The sequence below is a fragment of the Sphingomonas sp. genome (assembly GCF_017744835.1).
GTDB lineage: Bacteria > Pseudomonadota > Alphaproteobacteria > Sphingomonadales > Sphingomonadaceae > Sphingomonas.
Genome location: NZ_JAGIAM010000003.1, coordinates 469,972 through 487,441, shown reverse-complemented (window position 1 = coordinate 487,441; position 17,470 = coordinate 469,972). Strand labels below are relative to the sequence as shown.

Here is a 17,470-nt window from a genome sequence, read left to right as displayed (position 1 = left end):
TTCCCTTTCAGAGCAGGAACACGTCGCCTGCGTGAATGACATGACGCGTCCCGTCGGCCAAGCGCAGGATGAGCGCGCCGTCGCGGTCGAGGCCGTCGAACAGCCCCTCGCGCGCGCTGCCGTCGGCCAGGCGGGCAGTGAGCGCCGTGCCGAGCGGGTGCGCGCGGGCGAGCCAGCGGTCGCGGACCGGCGCGATCCCCTCGCCCCGCCAGCGCGCGAGCCAGCGCTCGAAGGCCTCGGCGAGCGTCTCGGCGAAGAGTTGCGGGTCGGGCGCGGCGCCATAGACGCGCATGCTGGTCGCCGCACGGTCGAGCCCTTCGGGGCAGTGGTGGAGATTGACGCCGAAGCCGATCACCACGGCCTCATCGGCACGCTCGAGCAGGATGCCGGAGAGCTTGGCGCCATCGACCAGCAGGTCGTTGGGCCATTTGAGCACCGCCTGGACGCCGTGCGTGCGCACCGCTTCTTCCAGCGCCACCGCCGCGACGAGCGCGAGTGTCGCGGGCGGCGGATCGCTGGGCCGAAGCCGGACCAACGTGCTCGCATAGAGATTGCCGACGGGCGATTCCCAGGCGCGGCCCTGACGGCCCCTGCCCGCGGTCTGGCGCTCGGCACGGAGCCAGCTCCCCTCCGCGGCGCCCGCGCGGGCGAGCTCGGCCATGTCTGCGTTGGTCGAGCCCGTCTCCGCGACGGTACGGACGCCGTGGCTCAGAAGAGCGCCCTTGCCGCGGCCGCCGACCACAGACCGAGCGGCCCGAGCAGCAGCCAGCCGATCGGCGAGATCGCCGCGGCCGTGAGGACGATCAGTCCGCCCTCGACGGCGTCGGCGCGGCCGGCGAAGGCCGGGGCCGGCTCGTCGAAGTACATCGTCTTGACGATCTTGAGGTAGTAGTACGCGCCGATCACCGATGCGGCGGCGGCCAGTGCCGCAAAGATCCACAGCCCGGCCTGCACCGCCGCCATGAACACGCTCAGCTTGGCGAAGAAGCCGAGCAGCGGCGGGATGCCCGCGAGGCTGAACATGAAGATCGCCAGCGCGAGCGCGAGGCCCGGACGGGTGCGCGACATGCCCGAGAGGCTCTCGATCGTCTCGATCGAGCGGCCCTCGGCGTCGCGCATCTGGAGCACGACGAGGAAGCTGCCGAGCGTCATCACGACGTAGATCGCCATGTAGATCAGCACGCTCGACACGCCCTCGGGCGTGCCCGCCGCGAGCCCGACGAGCGCGAAGCCGACATTGTTGATCGACGAATAGGCGAGCAGTCGCTTGATGCTGGTCTGGCCGATCGCGCCGACTGCGCCGAGCACGATCGAGGCGAGCGAGGCGAAGATCACGATCTGGCGCCAGTCGTGCAGCGCCGGGTGCATCGCCTCGACAGCGACGCGGACCGCGAGCGCAACCGCCGCGACCTTGGGAGCCGAGGCGAAGAAGGCAGTCACCGGGGTCGGCGCGCCTTCATAGACGTCGGGCGTCCACATGTGGAACGGCACCGCGCTGATCTTGAACGCCAAGCCCGCGAAGACGAACACCAGGCCGAACAGCAGCCCCATCGAGCGGCCGCCGGCATAGGCTTCGGCCACGCCCGAGAAGAGCGTCGTGCCAGAGAAGCCATAGACCAGGCTGATGCCGTAGAGCAGGATGCCCGAGGCAAGCGCGCCGAGGACGAAATACTTGAGGCCCGCCTCGGCCGAACGCGCGTCGCGGCGCATGAAGCTGGCGAGGACGTACGCCGAAAGGCTCTGCAGCTCGAGACCGACATAGAGCGTCAGCAGGTCGCCGGCGGAGACCATCATCCCCATGCCCGCGGCCGAAAGCAGGATCAGCACCGGATATTCGGGGCGCAGGTCGTCACCCGAGGTGCGCTGGAAATAGCGCGGGGCGATCACGATCGACACCGCCGCGGCGGCGAAGATCAGCACCTTGGAGAAGGCGGCGAACATGTCGGGCCGGTAGAGCCCGTCGAACGCCTCTCCGCCCGCCGACGCCGGACCCGCAAGCGAAATGCCCGCGCCGATCAGCACTGCGACCGACGCCCAGCTCACCAGGCGGGTGGAGGCCTGGCCGCCCCATGCGGCGACCAGCATCAGCAGGATTGCGCCCGACGCGAGCACCAGCTCGGGAAGCGCAGCGAGAATTTGCATCGAGTTGCCCATCAGTGCGCCTCCCCGTGGGGGGCGGCTTCAGCTTCGCCATGGCCGTGCGCGGCCGCGGCGGCGGGGTTGCCGGGGGTCGGCTGCGAGTCACCCTTGGGCGCCGCGCGCGAGACGCGCTCGACCAAGCGCGCGGTATCGGCGCGCATCGGGGCGAGGAAGCTCTCGGGATAGACGCCCATCCACAGCACGACCGCGGCGATCGGCCCGAGAAGCCACAGCTCGCGCATCGACAGGTCGGGCATCGCCTTGACGTCTTCCTTGGTCAGGTCACCCCAGACCACGCGGCGGAACAGCCAGAGCATATAGGCCGCGCCGAGGATGATGCCGGTGGTGCCGAGCAGCACCGCCACGGTCGAGACCTTGTAGACGCCGGCAAGCCCAAGGAATTCGCCGACGAAGTTGCTCGTGCCCGGCAGGCCGACCGAGGCCATGGTGAAGAGCAGGAACAGCGTCGCATAGCGCGGCATGTTGATCGCGAGGCCGCCGTAGCGGTCGATCTCGCGGGTGTGCAGCCGGTCGTAGATCACGCCGACGCACAGGAAGAGCGCGCCCGACACCAGGCCGTGGCCCAGCATCACCATCATCGCGCCGTCGATGCCCTGCGGGTTGAGCGCGAACAGTCCCATCGTCACGATCGCCATGTGCGCGACCGACGAATAGGCGATCAGCTTCTTCATGTCGGTCTGCACCAGCGCGACCAGGCTGGTGTAGATCACCGCCACGCTCGAGAGCGCGAAGATCAGCCAGATCAGCTGCGCCGAAGCCTCGGGGAACATCGGCAGCGAGAAGCGCAGGAAGCCATAGCCGCCGAGCTTCAGCAGCACGCCCGCCAGGATCACCGAGCCCGCGGTCGGCGCCTGCACGTGCGCGTCGGGAAGCCAGGTGTGGACCGGCCACATCGGCATCTTCACCGCGAAGCTCGCGAAGAAGGCCAGCCACAGCCACGTTTGCACCTGCGGCGCGAAGTCATACGCCATCAGCGTCGGGATCGAGGTGGTGCCGGTGGTCAGCACCATCGCGATCATCGCGACGAGCATCAGCAGCGAGCCGAGCAGCGTGTAGAGGAAGAATTTGTACGACGCGTAGATGCGGTTCGCCCCGCCCCAGATGCCGATGATCAGGAACATCGGGATCAGGCCGCCTTCGAAGAAGACGTAGAAGAGGAACAGGTCCTGCGCCGCGAAGGTGCCGATCATCAGCACTTCGGTCGCGAGGAACGCGGCCATATACTCGGGCACGCGCTTCTCGATCGCCTGCCAGCTCGCCCCGATGCAGATCGGCATCAGGAAGACCGACAGCAGGATCAGCATCAGCGCGAAGCCGTCGATGCCCAGCGCCCAGGCGAACTCGGCCGAACCGAGCCGGAAGAGCGTGAAATGCTCGACGAACTGCCACTGGTCGCCACCGACCTGGAAATTCGCCCAGAGCAGCCCGCCCAGCGCGAGATTGACCAGCGTCGCGACCAGCGCGATCCAGCGCGCGCTCTGCGCATTGGCGAACAGGCACGCCACCGCCGCGATGGCGGGAACGGCGAGCATGACGGAGAGGATCGGGAAGCCGCTCATCCTGCGATCACCCAGGTCAGCGCCGCAGTGAGGCCGATCAGCATGATGAAGGCATAGGTGTAGAGGTATCCCGATTGCAGTCTGACCGCGCCGACGCTGCCCAGGCGGACAAGGTTGGCCAGGCCGTTGGGGCCGAAGCGGTCGATCGTCTTCTCGTCGCCCGCCTTCCAGAGCACGCGGCCGATGGCGAATGCCGGGCGCACGAACAGGAAGTTGTAGAGCTCGTCGAAGTACCATTTGTTGAGTAGGAAGGTGTAGAGCACGCGGAACTGGCTCGCGACCTCGCCGGCGAAGCTCGGCCGCTTGATGTACGCGTACCAGGCAGTCACCAGCCCCAGCAGCATCGCCGTGGTGGCCGAGAGCTTCACCCACAAGGGCACCTCGTGCATCGCGTGCATCAGATGCTCGTTGAAGGCGAGCGCGCCGCGCCAATAGGTCTCGCCCGCGGTCGGATCGATGAAGGCGCCGTGGAAGACGAAGCCCGCGGCGATCGCGCCGAGCGTGAGCAGCAGCAGCGGGATCAGCATCACCAGCGGACTCTCGTGCGGGTGATAGCCCGCCGTGCCCTCATGGCCGTGATCGTGCAGGATCTCGTCTGCAGTGGGCGCATGGCCCGCATCTTCCTGCGACGCCGGATTGTCATGGGCGTGATCATGCGCATGCGCGTCATGGCCGTGGCCGTGCGCGTCGTGCACTGCGTGCTGGATATGCTCCGAGCCGGCCCAGCGCGGCTTGCCGTAGAAGGTGAGGAACACCAGGCGCCACGAATAGAAGCTGGTGAGCAGCGCGACGAACACGCCGACCCAGAAGGCGCTTGGCACGCCCGCGGCCCAGGCCGCCTCGATGATCGCGTCCTTCGAGTGGAAGCCCGCGAAGCCGATTGCCAGCGGGTTGCCGAACACCGCCGGGATGCCCACGCCGGTGATCGCGAGCGTGCCCGCCATCATCGTCCAGAAGGTGACCGGGATGTGCTTACGCAGGCCGCCGTAGAAGCGCATGTCCTGCTCGTGGTGCATCGCATGGATCACCGAGCCGGCGCCGAGGAACAGCAGCGCCTTGAAGAAGGCGTGCGTGAACAGGTGGAACATCGCCGCGCCATAGGCGCCGACGCCCGCGGCGAAGAACATGTAGCCGAGCTGCGAGCAGGTCGAATAGGCGATCACGCGCTTGATGTCGGTCTGCACCAGCCCGACGGTCGCGGCGAACAGGCAGGTCGCGGCGCCAACGAAGGTCACCACGCCCATCGCGGTCGGGCTCACTTCGAACATCGGCGACAGGCGGCAGACCATGAACACGCCCGCGGTCACCATCGTCGCGGCGTGGATCAGCGCGGAGACCGGCGTCGGGCCCTCCATCGCGTCCGGCAACCAGGTGTGGAGGCCGAGCTGCGCCGACTTGCCCATCGCGCCGACGAACAGCAGCAGGCAGAGCAAGGTGATCGTGTCGACACGCATGCCCCAGAAGCCGATCGTCGAGCCGGCCATGCCGGGCGCCGCGGCCAGGATCGCGGGGATCGAGACGGTGCCGAACACCAGGAAGGTGCCGAAGATGCCAAGCATGAAGCCAAGGTCGCCGACGCGGTTGACGACGAACGCCTTGATCGCCGCGGCATTGGCGCTGGGCTTCCGGAACCAGAAGCCGATGAGCAGGTAGGAGGCGAGGCCCACGCCTTCCCAGCCGAAGAACATCTGGACGAGGTTGTCGGCCGTCACGAGCATCAGCATCGCGAAGGTGAAGAGCGACAGATAGGCGAAGAACCGCGGCTGGTCCGGGTCCTCGCTCATATAGCCCCAGCTATAGAGGTGGACGAGCGCCGAGACGCTGGTGATCACCACCAGCATGACCGCGGTCAGCGCGTCGACGCGCAGCGCCCACTCGGCGTGGAAGTCGCCCGAGGTCATCCAGGTGAGCACGGGGACGACGGTCGCCTCTGCGCCATGCAGATACTGGATGAAGATCGGCCAGGAGAGCGCGCAGGAGACGAACAGCGCGCCGGTGGTCACGACCTTGGGGAAGACCGTGCCGAACGCCTTGTTCGACAGCCCGGCGACCGCGGCTGCGATCAGCGGAAGGAATACGATGAGGAGAATCGGCGACATCAGCCCTTCATCCGATTGACGTCGTCGACCGAGATCGTGCCGCGACCGCGGAAATAGATGACGAGGATAGCGAGACCGATCGCCGCCTCGCCGGCAGCGACGGTGAGCACGAACATCGCGAACACCTGGCCGACCAGGTCACCCAGGAAGGCCGAGAAGGCGACGAGGTTGAGGTTCACCGCGAGCAGGATGAGCTCGATCGCCATCAAGATGATGATCAAATTCTTCCGGTTCATGAAGATGCCGAGCACCCCCATGGTGAACAGGATCGCCGAGACGACCAGATAGTGGGTTACGGTGATCACAGCTCCACCCCCTGCCCGACCGGCGGGTTCGTGTTGCGGGTAGCGTCCTTCGCGCGGCGCGTGACCTGGCGGTGGATGCTCTGCGGGCGGACGTCGCTGCGCTGGCGCCAGGTGAGCACGATCGCGCCGATCATGGCGACGAGCAGCACCAGCCCTGCGCCTTCGAAGGCGAACAGGTAGCGCGTGTAGAGCAGCCGCCCGATCGCCTCGATGTTGGGCACGGCGGCGTCCACCGGTGCGATGCGGCGGCCGAGGGTCAGCGCGCCGGCGCTCCAGGCACCGATCGCGACGATGATCTCGGCCACCAGCGCCACCGCGAGCAGCAGCCCGACCGCGGCATAGCGCATCACGCCGGCACGCAGCTCGGCGAAGTCGATGTCGAGCATCATCACGACGAACAGGAAGAGGACCGCGACGGCGCCGACGTACACGATGACGAGCAGCATCGCGATGAACTCGGCGCCCGCGAGGACCATCAGCCCGGCCGCGTTGAAAAAGGCGAGGATCAGCCACAGCACGGAGTGCACCGGGTTGCGCGACAGGATCGTCATCGCACCCGATACGACCACCACGGCCGCGAACAGATAAAAGGCGAGAAGCTGGATCACGGAATCGGATGGCCCCTTTGGATGGTGCGGCGCTTAACGGTACGGCGCATCGGCGGCAAGGTTCGCGGCGATGGCGCGTTCCCAGCGGTCACCGTTCGCGAGCAGCTTGTCCTTGTGGTAGATCAGCTCCTCGCGCGTTTCGGTCGAGAACTCGAAGTTCGGCCCCTCGACGATCGCATCGACCGGGCAGGCTTCCTGGCACAGGCCGCAATAGATGCACTTGGTCATGTCGATGTCGTAGCGCGTGGTACGGCGGCTGCCGTCCTCGCGCGGTTCGGCCTCGATCGTGATCGCCAGCGCCGGGCACACCGCCTCGCACAGCTTGCACGCGATGCAGCGTTCCTCGCCGTTGGGATAGCGGCGCAGCGCATGCTCGCCGCGGAAGCGGGGCGAGATTGGGTTCTTCTCGTACGGATAGTTGATCGTCGCCTTGGGCTTGAAGAAATACTTCAAGGTCAGCCAGTGCGCCTTCACGAACTCCCAGAGCGTGAAGGTACGGATCAGGTGAGCGGCGCTCATGCGGGCACTCCCACTCGGGTAAGCATCAGATACCCGGAAACAAGGACGACGAAGATCAGCGACAGCGGCAGGAAGATCTTCCAGCCGAGGCGCATCAGCTGGTCGTAACGGTACCTGGGCACCGTCGCCTTGATCCAGCTGAATACGAAGAAGAAGAAGGCGATCTTGGCGAAGAGCCAGAGGATGCCCGGCACCGCATAGAGAGGCGCCCAGTCGACCGGCGGCAGCCACCCGCCCCAGAAGATGATCGCGTTGAGCGAGCACATCAGGATGACGTTGGCATATTCGCCCAGCCAGAAGAGGGCGAACGCCATCGAGCTATATTCGGTCTGGTAGCCGGCAACGAGCTCGGACTCCGCCTCGGTCAGGTCGAACGGCGGGCGCGCGGTCTCGGCGAGCGACGAGACCAGGAACACCACCCACATCGGGAACAGCAGCGGATTGAAGCCGAAGCCGTTGAGGAAGCCGAGCACGGTCCCCTGCTGCGCGGTGACGATGCCTGAAAGGTTGAACGTCCCCGCCCAGAGCACGACCGACACCAGCACGAAGCCGATCGAGACTTCGTAGCTCACCATCTGCGCCGACGCGCGCAGCGCCGAGTAGAAGGGGTATTTGGAGTTGGACGACCAGCCCGAGATGATCACGCCATAGACGCCGAGCGACGAGGCGGCGAGGATGTAGAGCAGGCCGACGTTGATGTCGGCGAGCACCACGCCTGCCTGGAACGGGATCACCGCCCAGACGATCAGCGCCACCGTGAAGGTGATGATCGGCGCGAGCAGAAACAGGCCGCGGTTCGCCGCCGACGGGATGATCGTCTCCTGCAGGAAGACCTTAAGGCCGTCCGCGAAGCTCTGGAGCAGGCCGAGCGGACCGACCACGTTGGGGCCGCGGCGCAGCGCCATCGCCGCCCAGATCTTGCGATCGGCATAGATCACCATCGCGACGGTGAGCATCAGCGGCAGCGCGATCACGAGGATGCCGACGATCGTGGCGACGAACCACGCCCAGCCGTAGGACATTCCCCAGGATTGGAAGAAGGCGGTCATTCCGCGGCCTCCGCAAAGTCTTCGCCGTGGATCAGTTCGGCCGAGCAGCGCTGCATCGTCGGCGAGGCGCGGCAGATGGCGTTGGTGAGGTAGAAGTCGGCGATCGGATAGCTGACCGGGCCGCTGGCCGTGGTCTGCAGCTTGGGCGCCTTCCACTCGTAGCGGACGAGGCCTTCCTCGCCGAGCGCCGGCACGTCGGACGCCATCGCGGCACGCAGTTCGTCGAAGCTGTCGAACGGCAGCGTGTGGCCGAGCTTCTCGGAGAGCGCACGCAGGATCGTCCAGTCCTCGCGCGCGTCGCCGGGGGCGAACACCGCGCGGTTGGCACGCTGCACCCGGCCCTCGAGGTTCACATAGGTGCCCGGCTTCTCGGCATAGGTCGCGCCGGGGAGGATCACATCGGCGTGATGCGCACCCTTGTCGCCGTGATGGCCGATGAACACCTTGAAGCTGTTCTCGAACTTCGAGAAATCGACTTCGTCGGCGCCGAGGAAGAAGGTCAGCTTGGGCGCCGCCGCAACCACGTCGGCGATGCCGCCGCTCTGCGCGAAGCCGAGCATCAGCGCGCCCATGCGGGCGGCGGCGGTATGGATTACGCCGAAGCCGTTCCACGCGGTGCCGTCATCGAGCGTGCGCACGAGCTTCATCGGCTCGACCAGCGCGAGCGCCGGGCCGAAGCCGTCCTTGAGCGCGCCGGGACCGACGATGACGATCGGGCGCTTGGCGCCGTCGAATGCCTGGACGACATTCTCGGGGAGCTTGCCGAGCGTGGCGAGATCGTTGCCGATCCACTCGAGCTTGTAGGTTAGGTCGACCTCGGGCCCGAGCGCGAAGACCTTGGCGCCCTTCTTGATCGCCTTGCGGACGCGCGTGTTGATCAGCGGCGCCTCCCAGCGGAGGTTGCTGCCGATCAGCAGGATCGCGTCGGCATCCTCGACGCCGGCGATGGTCGGGTTGAACGCGACCGCGCCGAGGCTGGTCACGTCATAGGCCATGCCGGTCTGGCGGCTCTCGACGAGCGTCGAGCCCAGCTCCTTGAGCAGCGCCTTGGCGGCGAACATCGTCTCGCAGTCGAGCAGATCGCCGGCGACCGCCGCGACGCTGCTGCCCGCGGCCCGGGCGGCCGCTGCGACGACGTCGAACGCCTCTTCCCAGCTCGCTTCGACCAGCTTGCCGTCCTTACGGATGAACGGGCGGTCGAGGCGGCGGCGGACCAGGCCGTCGACATGGTAGCGCGCCTTGTCGTGCGCCCATTCCTCGTTGACGTCCTCGTTGATGCGCGGAAGCACGCGCATCACCTGGCGGCCGCGGCTGTCGAGGCGGATGTTGGTGCCGACGGCGTCGGTCACGTCGATCGACAGGTGCTTGCGCAGCTCCCAGGGGCGGTATTCGAACGCGACCGGCTTATGGGTGAGCGCGCCGACCGGGCAGAGATCGACCGTGTTGCCCGAGAGCTCGCTCTTGAACGCCTTCTCGAGATAGGTGGTGATCTGCATGTTCTCGCCGCGATAGATCGCGCCGATATCCTCCACGCCGGCCACTTCCTCGCCGAAGCGGACGCAGCGGGTGCACTGGATGCACCGGGTCATCACCGTCTTGATGATGGGGCCCATGTACTTCTCGGTCACCGCGCGCTTGTTCTCGGTGTAGCGGCTGTGGCTGCGGCCGTACGCAAGGCTCTGGTCCTGCAGGTCGCACTCGCCGCCCTGGTCGCAGATGGGGCAATCGAGCGGGTGGTTGATCAGCAGGAATTCCATCACGCCTTCGCGCGCGGCCTTGACCATCGCGCTGTCGGTGCGGACTTCCTGGTTGTCGGCCGCGGGCAGCGCGCACGAAGCCTGGGGCTTGGGCGGCCCCGGCTTAACCTCGACCAGGCACATGCGGCAGTTGCCGGCGATCGACAGCCGCTCGTGATAACAGAAGCGGGGGATTTCCTTGCCGGCAGCTTCACAAGCCTGAAGCACGGTGGCGCCCTGCGGCACCTCGACTTCGATTCCGTCTACTTTGAGCTTGGGCATTATTTGACTCTCGAAGGTTCAGAGGCCGCCGCACGCTTGTAAAGCGCTTCGGCAAGTACCCCTTGCAGCACTGCTCGACTGAATCTCATCTGGTTCTTCGGCGCCACGCAGCTGCCAAGCGCCGGGCCGAGACGCGCAATCGCGCTGCGCTCCGTCTGTGTCGCGGCAGTAGCCAGGACCAGCGCTCGTGCGTCGTCCGGGTCGGCGACAACAACGCAGTCGCCGAAACTCTGCAGCAGATTCGCGGACGTGGTTACGGCAGGCTCAGCGACAGCGGCCGGCGCTTGCGATACCTGGCCGAAATCACGGATATAGAGCGCCCGGTACACCGCGCCGCGAAAGAGCGGCCGCGACATGGTCAATTCGCCACTCCCGAGGCACTCGCTGATTGCGATCTTCGCCAGCGCGGCATCGATCGCCTCGTCGCTAGGTTTGGACAGCGCGCGCTTTACCGCGACGCTCTTCATTCTGACGACGCAAATGCCATAGCGGTTCATCGTATCGCGCGCCTGGTCCGCCGCCGACACGTCTCGCGTGGAGACCTCGGCAGCGTGGTCCGCGATGATGTGGCCGGTTTGCTGAGCCTGCGCAGCGGGCGCACCCAAGACAAGGCAGGCGCCGAAAAGCATCGCGATGCCGTACATTGCCGGACCGGCAGCGCTGATCGAGGCGATCGCTCGCGTCATTGCGCCGGAGTCTCGCCGCGCAGCTTCAGCATGCCCTCGGCAACCAGCGCGTGGAGCTGGTCGCGGTTGAAGCCGAGCTTGGCACCTTGGGGAGCGCAGTTGCCGACGGCAGGGACGACGCGCGCCAGCGCGAGCAATGCCCGCGCGCGAGCGGCATGGGCGGCGACCGAGCAGCGCGCGAATTGGTCGATCGGGGTCTCGGCGTCCTGCGCCACCGCGGGCAGTGCGACGACAAGGGCAGCGAAAGCGGCCGTGGTGAAAGCTGCGCGGATCATTCCGCCGCCTCCATCATCGGGCCCTCGCCCGCGCCGCGGCGTTCGTTGATGCGGCGCTCGAGCTCGGGACGGAAGTGGCGGATCAGGCCCTGGATCGGCCAGGCGGCGGCGTCGCCGAGGGCGCAGATCGTGTGGCCTTCCACCTGCTTCGTCACCTGCTGGAGCGTGTCGATCTCGGCAATGTCGGCGTCGCCGGTGCGCAGCCGCTCCATCACGCGCCACATCCAGCCGGTGCCCTCGCGGCACGGCGTGCACTGGCCGCAGCTCTCGTGCTTGTAGAAGTAGGACAGGCGGCTGATCGCGCGGACCACGTCGGTCGACTTGTCCATCACGATCACCGCGGCGGTGCCCAGGCCCGAGCCGAGCGCACGCAGGCCGTCGAAGTCCATCGGCGCGTCCATGATCTGCGCCGCCGGCACCAGCGGCACCGAGGAGCCGCCCGGGATCACCGCGAGCAGATTGTCCCACCCGCCGCGGATGCCGCCGCAATGCTTCTCGATCAGCTCGCGGAACGGGATGCTCATCGCTTCCTCGACCACGCAGGGCTTCTCGACATGGCCCGAGATCTGGAAGAGCTTGGTGCCCTTGTTGTTCTCGTTGCCGAAGCTCGAGAACCATTCGGGGCCGCGCCGCAGGATCGTCGGCGCGACGGCGATCGACTCGACGTTGTTGACGGTGGTCGGGCAGCCATAGAGGCCCGCGCCCGCCGGGAACGGCGGCTTGAGGCGCGGCTGGCCCTTCTTGCCCTCGAGGCTCTCGAGCATCGCGGTCTCTTCGCCGCAGATGTAGGCGCCCGCGCCGCGGTGGACGAAGACGTCGAAGTCATAGCCCGAGCCGCAGGCGTTCTTGCCCACCAGCCCGGCGTCGTAAGCCTCGGCGACTGCCGCGAACAGCGTCTCGGCCTCGCGGATATATTCGCCGCGGATGTAGATGTACGCAGCCCGCGCGCGCATCGCGAAGCCGGCGATCAGCGCGCCTTCGATCAGCTTGTGCGGATCGTGGCGGATGATCTCGCGGTCCTTGCACGAGCCCGGCTCGGACTCGTCGGCGTTGATGACCAGGAAGTTCGGCCGGTTGGGCGTCGGCTCCTTGGGCATGAACGACCATTTGGTGCCGGTCGGGAAGCCCGCCCCGCCCCGCCCGCGCAGGCCCGAGGCCTTGATGCGGTCGATGATCGTGTCCTGGCCAAGCGCCATCAGCGCCTTGGTATTGTCCCAGTCGCCGCGCTTGAGCGCAGCCTGGAGGTTCCACGGCTGATAGCCGTAGAGGTTGGTGAAAATGCGGTCCTTGTCCTGAAGCATCACCATTCGCCCCGGTAATCGTGGTTCTCGGTGACCATCGCGGTGAGCGACGTCGGCCCGCCGAGCGGCTCGACCGTGTGGCGGCCCGGCTCCTGCGTGCCGGTCTTGGGGCTATCGCCCTTCGCCAGCGCGTCGAGGATCGCGAGCGTGCGATCGTAGGTCAGGTCCTCGTAGTTATCGTCGTTGATCTGCACCATCGGCGCCGAGGAGCAATTGCCCATGCACTCGACCTCGGTGAGCGTGAACAGCCCGTCCTCGGTGGTGTGGCCCTTCTTGAGGCCGCGCGCCTTGCAGGCGTCCAGCACGTCGTCCGATCCGCGCAGCATGCACGGCGTCGTGCCGCAGACCTGCACATGGTAGCGGCCGACCGGCACCAGGTTGAACATGGTGTAGAAGGTCGCGACCTCGAACACGCGGATGTACGGCAGGCCGAGCTCGCGCGCGACGAACTCGATCACCGGGATCGGCAGCCAGCCCTGGGTGTTGGTCTCCGCCCCCACCTGGCGCTGGGCGAGGTCGAGGAACGGAATCGTGCACGACTGCTGGCGGCCCGCGGGATAGCGCCCGAGAATCTCGCGCGCCTTCTCGGCGTTCGCCGGCGTCCACTGGAAATTGCCCCAGCGCGCGCGGACTTCCGCTTCGTCGGGGAGTTGGGGTGCGTCAGCCATCAGCGGATAAACTCCACCCGATCGACCTTGTCGTCGGTGAAAGAATAGATCGACATCACTTCGAACGGCTCGGCCTCGGGCGAGCGCGCCACCTTCTCGTGCAGCACGACGGTATCGCCGAGCGCATAGGAGGTGAGGATGTCGGCACGGTTTCCGGGAAATTCGGCGAACATCGCCTTGAGACCCGAGCGGACGCCTTCGCGCCCCTCGCGGAGCACGGCGCCGCGATAGGTCGCCTCGCAGGCGCCCTCGGTCATCAGCGCGACATAGGCGTCGGCGTCCTGCGCATTGTAGTGCGCGATCATCTCGTGCGCGACGGCGATGCGGTCGCCGCCAGTAAGTTGGAGTGCGTCAGCCATTGGCGACCTGTCGAATCTTTCTGTCCTGAATCAAGCGCCCAAGCGCGGCGACGACGATGCCCAGCGCCGCGATGCCCATGACGACCGTCTTGCCCGGCCAGGATGTTGCGGCCTGCGTCGCCACGATCGCGCCGAGCGAGATCATCCCGAGGTCGCGGAACTCCCCCCTCACCGGTCGCACTCCCCGAACACGATGTCCATCGCACCCAGGATCGCGGTGGTGTCGGCGAGCATGTGGCCGCGCGACATGAAGTCCATCGCCTGGAGGTGGCTGAACGCCGTCGGGCGGACCTTGCAGCGGTACGGCTTGTTGGTGCCGTCGCTCACCAGATAGACGCCGAACTCACCCTTGGGGCTCTCGGTCGCGACATACACTTCGCCCGCGGGCACGTGATAGCCTTCGGTGAAGAGCTTGAAGTGGTGGATCAGCGCTTCCATCGACTGCTTCATCGCGGCGCGGCGCGGCGGCGCGACCTTGTTGTCGAGTGTCAGCACCGGGCCTTCGGGCATTTCCTGGAGGCACTGCTTCATGATCCGCGCGGACTGGCGGACCTCCTCGACGCGCACCATGAACCGGTCGTAGCAGTCGCCGCGCGTGCCGACGGGCACGTCGAACTCCATCCGGTCGTACACGTCGTAGGGCTGCGAGCGGCGCAGGTCCCAGGGGATGCCCGCGGCGCGGATCATCGGGCCAGAGAAGCCCCAGCGCATCGCGTCCTCGCGGCTCACCACCGCGATGTCGACGTTGCGCTGCTTGAAGATGCGGTTCTCGGCGACCAGGCTGATCGCGTCCTCGAACAGCCGCGGCAGGCGCGTGTCGAGCCATTCCGCGATGTCGGTGAGCAGTTTGAGCGGCACGTCCTGCCGCACGCCGCCGACGCGATAATAGTTCGAGTGCATGCGCGCGCCCGAGGCACGCTCGAAGAAGTTGAGGCAGTCCTCGCGCAGCTCGAACAGCCACAGGTTCGGCGTCATCGCGCCGACGTCCATCACGTGCGAACCGAGGTTCAGCATGTGATTGCAGATGCGAGTCAGCTCGGCGAAGAAGACGCGGAGATACTGGCCGCGTAGCGGCACCTCGAGGTCGAGCAGCTTCTCGACCGCAAGCACGAAGCTGTGCTCCATTGCGAGCGGCGAGCAATAGTCGAACCGATCGAAATAGGGCAGCGCCTGGGTGTAGGTCTTGTACTCGATCAGCTTCTCCGTGCCGCGGTGGAGCAGCCCCACGTGCGGATCGACCCGCTCGACGATCTCGCCGTCGAGTTCGAGCACGAGGCGGAGCACGCCGTGCGCCGCCGGGTGCTGCGGGCCGAAGTTGATCGTGTAGTTCTGGATGGCGACGTCGCCGGTCGCGGGATCCTTGACGGTCTCGCGCGCCATCATCGCTTCGACGGTGTCGGTCATTGGTTCTGCCCCTTGCCGGGCGCCACGTCAGGGTCGGCGGGCTTTTCCTCGGGCTGGTTGCCGGGGTGATCCTGGCCAGCGCCGGTCTCGGCCGTGCTGTCCTTGGTCTTGGCACGCTTGGCGCGCGGCTTGACCGTCTTGGCGGCCTTCTCGCCCGCCTTCATCACGTCGTCCGCAGTCGCAGGCGTCGGCGCGCCCTTCTCTTCGGGGACGGGCGGCGGAGGCGGCGGTGCCGGAGCAGGCGTTGGCGCCGGCTTTGCCTGAGGCGTGTCGGCGGGCCCGGGTCCGGGTGCTGCCTTCTCGTCGCCGGGGAGCACATAGGCCGCGCCTTCCCACGGGCTCATGAAATCGAAGTTGCGGAAGTCCTGCGCCAGCTTCACCGGCTCGTAGACCACGCGCTTGGCGTCTTCGGAGTAGCGCAGCTCGACATAGCCGGTCTGCGGGAAGTCCTTGCGCAGCGGATGGCCCTGGAAGCCATAGTCGGTGAGGATGCGGCGCAGGTCCGTGTTGCCCTCGAACAGCACGCCGTACATGTCATAGACTTCGCGCTCGAGCCAGCCGGCGACCGGCCAGATGCCCGTCACCGACGGCACCGGCTTTTCCTCGTCGGTGCTGGTCTTGACCTTGATGCGGTGGTTCCGCGTCAGGCTGAGCAGGCAATAGACGACGTCGAAGCGCTCGGGCCGCGCGGGATAGTCGGCGCCGGCGATCTCCATCAGCATCTGATATTCGAGGCCGGGCGTGTCGCGCAGCACCGTCAGCCCCTCGACCAGACGGGTGCGGTCGAGCGTCAGATTGACTTCGCCGACCTTGTCCTCGGCGTGGACGAGGATCGCGCCGAGCGCGGCCTGCGCCGCCTCGATCACGCCGTCGTTGGCGGCGTAGCGGGGAGCGGAAGACCTCATCGTTCGAGCGTCCCGATCCGGCGGATCTTACGCTGGAGCTGCATCACGCCGTAAAGCAGCGCCTCGGCGGTCGGCGGGCAGCCGGGAACATAGATGTCCACGGGCACGATCCGGTCGCAGCCGCGTACGACGCTGTAGCTATAGTGATAATAGCCGCCGCCATTGGCGCAGGAGCCCATCGAGATGACGTATTTGGGCTCGGACATCTGGTCGTAGACGCGACGCAGCGCCGGGGCCATCTTGTTGCAGAGGGTCCCTGCGACGATCATCACGTCCGACTGGCGCGGGCTGGCGCGCGGCGCGGCGCCGAAACGTTCCATGTCATAGCGCGGCATGTTGACGTGGATCATCTCGACCGCGCAGCACGCGAGGCCGAAGGTCATCCACCACAGGCTGCCGGTACGCGCCCACTGGAACAGCTCCTCGGTCGACGTGACCAGGAAGCCCTTGTCGCCGAGCTCGGCGTTGATGTCGTCGAAGAACGCCTGATTGGGCAGCGTTCCCGCGGGCGGGGGGCTAAGCTCTACTCCCACTCCAGCGCACCTTTCTTCCATGCATAGACGAGGCCGAGAGCGAGCTCGGCAATGAAGACGATCATCGAGATCCAGGCGACCCAGCCGAGGTCGAACACCGTGACCGCCCAGGGATAGAGGAAGGCGGCTTCGAGATCGAAGACGATGAACAGGATCGCGATCAGATAGAAGCGGACGTCGAACTGGCTGCGCGAATCCTCGAATGCGGGGAAGCCGCACTCATATTCGCTGAGCTTCTCGGGCGTCGGCTTGTGCGCGCCGGTCAGGCGGCCCACCAGCATCGGCAGGAACACGAAGGCGCTCGACAGCACCAACGCCACGCCGAGGAACAGCAGGATGGGCAGATATTGCGATAGATCGACCAAAGTGCCTTCTCGCGGATGCGGAATTTGGAGCGGCTTTAGGCCCGTCGACCCGGTGCGGCAAGGCCCGGAAGGCCTGAGAATCACTCGCAATAACACCCGACATCGCCATTGCGCGCGCCGCGCTTTGCGTTAGGCTCGCCGCGGGGAAACAAGGGGGAAACAATGATCAAAATTCGTACCGTCGCAGCCGCTGCGCTGCTCACCTGCACCTTGGGCGCATGGGCGGCGCCCGCGCAGGCCCAGATGGTGAAGGCGCAGGACCCGCAGGGCATCATCCGCGCGCTCCAGGCAGCGGGCTATTCCGCGACTCTGGGCGTGGACGGCACCGGCGACCCGATGATCACCTCGGGCGTCGGCGGATCCAAGTTCCAGGTGTTCTTCTACAACTGCACCGACCACAAGGCCTGCGCGACCGTGCAGTTCCACATCGGCTACGACCTGTCGACCTCGCCGGGCCTGCAGTCGATCAACGAGTGGAACAGCAGCCAGCGCTTCGGGCGCGCGCACCTCGACAAGGAGAATGATCCCATCCTCGAGATGGACCTCGACCTGGACGACGGGGGCATGTCGCAGGCGCTGTTCGAAGACAATCTCGAGTTCTGGGCTTCGGTCGTCGGCAGGTTCGAGAAGCACATCGGCTACAGCAAATAGCCGAGG

The 17,470-nt window shown here is 66.7% G+C and carries 20 protein-coding genes; 1 reads left to right on the top strand and 19 read right to left on the bottom strand.

Annotated features, from left to right (window positions below; genetic code table 11):
• Positions 1-7: 7 nt before the first annotated feature.
• Genes J7500_RS10135 through ndhC form a run of 19 tightly spaced genes read right to left on the bottom strand, consistent with a single transcriptional unit; the run spans position 8 to position 16,813 of the window.
• The gene (locus J7500_RS10135; RefSeq protein WP_294061585.1) at positions 8-742 is read right to left on the bottom strand and encodes a biotin--[acetyl-CoA-carboxylase] ligase; all 735 of its coding nucleotides are present in this window, start codon (positions 740-742) and stop codon (positions 8-10) included.
• The gene (gene nuoN, locus J7500_RS10130) at positions 709-2,154 is read right to left on the bottom strand and encodes an NADH-quinone oxidoreductase subunit NuoN (RefSeq protein WP_294061584.1); all 1,446 of its coding nucleotides are present in this window, start codon (positions 2,152-2,154) and stop codon (positions 709-711) included. Before nuoN ends, J7500_RS10135 begins: the two co-directional genes overlap by 34 nt.
• Positions 2,154-3,719, bottom strand: a complete 1,566-nt coding sequence (locus J7500_RS10125) for an NADH-quinone oxidoreductase subunit M (protein ID WP_294061583.1) — start codon at positions 3,717-3,719, stop codon at positions 2,154-2,156. Before J7500_RS10125 ends, nuoN begins: the two co-directional genes overlap by 1 nt.
• Positions 3,716-5,818 carry an NADH-quinone oxidoreductase subunit L gene (nuoL, locus tag J7500_RS10120; protein ID WP_294061582.1) on the bottom strand — a complete coding sequence of 701 codons (2,103 nt, stop codon included), beginning with the start codon at positions 5,816-5,818 and terminating at the stop codon, positions 3,716-3,718. The genes J7500_RS10125 and nuoL overlap by 4 nt, the downstream gene beginning before the upstream one ends.
• Positions 5,818-6,123, bottom strand: coding sequence for an NADH-quinone oxidoreductase subunit NuoK (gene nuoK / locus J7500_RS10115; protein ID WP_294061581.1), 306 nt, complete (start codon positions 6,121-6,123; stop codon positions 5,818-5,820). Before nuoK ends, nuoL begins: the two co-directional genes overlap by 1 nt.
• Positions 6,120-6,731 carry an NADH-quinone oxidoreductase subunit J gene (locus J7500_RS10110; protein WP_294061580.1) on the bottom strand — a complete coding sequence of 204 codons (612 nt, stop codon included), beginning with the start codon at positions 6,729-6,731 and terminating at the stop codon, positions 6,120-6,122. Before J7500_RS10110 ends, nuoK begins: the two co-directional genes overlap by 4 nt.
• Positions 6,732-6,764: 33 nt before the next feature.
• Positions 6,765-7,250, bottom strand: a complete 486-nt coding sequence (gene nuoI, locus J7500_RS10105) for an NADH-quinone oxidoreductase subunit NuoI (RefSeq protein ID WP_294061579.1) — start codon at positions 7,248-7,250, stop codon at positions 6,765-6,767.
• A complete protein-coding gene (gene nuoH / locus J7500_RS10100) occupies positions 7,247-8,299 on the bottom strand; it encodes an NADH-quinone oxidoreductase subunit NuoH (protein WP_294061578.1) in 1,053 nt (350 codons plus the stop codon). Before nuoH ends, nuoI begins: the two co-directional genes overlap by 4 nt.
• Entirely contained in the window at positions 8,296-10,317 is a 2,022-nt protein-coding gene (gene nuoG / locus J7500_RS10095) for an NADH-quinone oxidoreductase subunit NuoG (protein ID WP_294061577.1), read from the bottom strand. The genes nuoH and nuoG overlap by 4 nt, the downstream gene beginning before the upstream one ends.
• The gene (locus J7500_RS10090) at positions 10,317-11,003 is read right to left on the bottom strand and encodes a hypothetical protein (RefSeq protein ID WP_294061576.1); all 687 of its coding nucleotides are present in this window, start codon (positions 11,001-11,003) and stop codon (positions 10,317-10,319) included. Before J7500_RS10090 ends, nuoG begins: the two co-directional genes overlap by 1 nt.
• Entirely contained in the window at positions 11,000-11,278 is a 279-nt protein-coding gene (locus tag J7500_RS10085; RefSeq protein WP_294061575.1) for a hypothetical protein, read from the bottom strand. Before J7500_RS10085 ends, J7500_RS10090 begins: the two co-directional genes overlap by 4 nt.
• Positions 11,275-12,579, bottom strand: coding sequence for an NADH-quinone oxidoreductase subunit NuoF (gene nuoF / locus J7500_RS10080; RefSeq protein ID WP_294061574.1), 1,305 nt, complete (start codon positions 12,577-12,579; stop codon positions 11,275-11,277). The genes J7500_RS10085 and nuoF overlap by 4 nt, the downstream gene beginning before the upstream one ends.
• Positions 12,579-13,247: an NAD(P)H-dependent oxidoreductase subunit E gene (locus J7500_RS10075; RefSeq protein ID WP_294061573.1), complete on the bottom strand. Its 669-nt coding sequence runs from the start codon at positions 13,245-13,247 to the stop codon at positions 12,579-12,581. Before J7500_RS10075 ends, nuoF begins: the two co-directional genes overlap by 1 nt.
• Positions 13,247-13,606 carry a nuclear transport factor 2 family protein gene (locus tag J7500_RS10070; protein WP_294061572.1) on the bottom strand — a complete coding sequence of 120 codons (360 nt, stop codon included), beginning with the start codon at positions 13,604-13,606 and terminating at the stop codon, positions 13,247-13,249. The genes J7500_RS10075 and J7500_RS10070 overlap by 1 nt, the downstream gene beginning before the upstream one ends.
• Positions 13,599-13,751 (bottom strand): hypothetical protein, encoded by a 153-nt coding sequence (locus J7500_RS10065; protein WP_294061571.1) that lies wholly within the window; start codon positions 13,749-13,751, stop codon positions 13,599-13,601. The genes J7500_RS10070 and J7500_RS10065 overlap by 8 nt, the downstream gene beginning before the upstream one ends.
• Positions 13,752-13,774: 23 nt before the next feature.
• Entirely contained in the window at positions 13,775-15,010 is a 1,236-nt protein-coding gene (locus J7500_RS10060; RefSeq protein ID WP_294061570.1) for an NADH-quinone oxidoreductase subunit D, read from the bottom strand.
• Positions 15,007-15,915 carry an NADH-quinone oxidoreductase subunit C gene (locus J7500_RS10055; protein ID WP_294061569.1) on the bottom strand — a complete coding sequence of 303 codons (909 nt, stop codon included), beginning with the start codon at positions 15,913-15,915 and terminating at the stop codon, positions 15,007-15,009. Before J7500_RS10055 ends, J7500_RS10060 begins: the two co-directional genes overlap by 4 nt.
• A complete protein-coding gene (locus J7500_RS10050; protein WP_294061568.1) occupies positions 15,912-16,469 on the bottom strand; it encodes an NADH-quinone oxidoreductase subunit B family protein in 558 nt (185 codons plus the stop codon). Before J7500_RS10050 ends, J7500_RS10055 begins: the two co-directional genes overlap by 4 nt.
• Complete coding sequence (gene ndhC / locus J7500_RS10045; protein WP_294061567.1) at positions 16,439-16,813, bottom strand: NADH-quinone oxidoreductase subunit A; 375 nt, start codon at positions 16,811-16,813, stop codon at positions 16,439-16,441. Before ndhC ends, J7500_RS10050 begins: the two co-directional genes overlap by 31 nt.
• Before the next feature lie 162 nt (positions 16,814-16,975).
• On the opposite strand from ndhC, the gene J7500_RS10040 reads away from it, so the two are divergent.
• A complete protein-coding gene (locus tag J7500_RS10040; RefSeq protein ID WP_294061566.1) occupies positions 16,976-17,464 on the top strand; it encodes a YbjN domain-containing protein in 489 nt (162 codons plus the stop codon).
• Positions 17,465-17,470 lie beyond the last annotated feature (6 nt).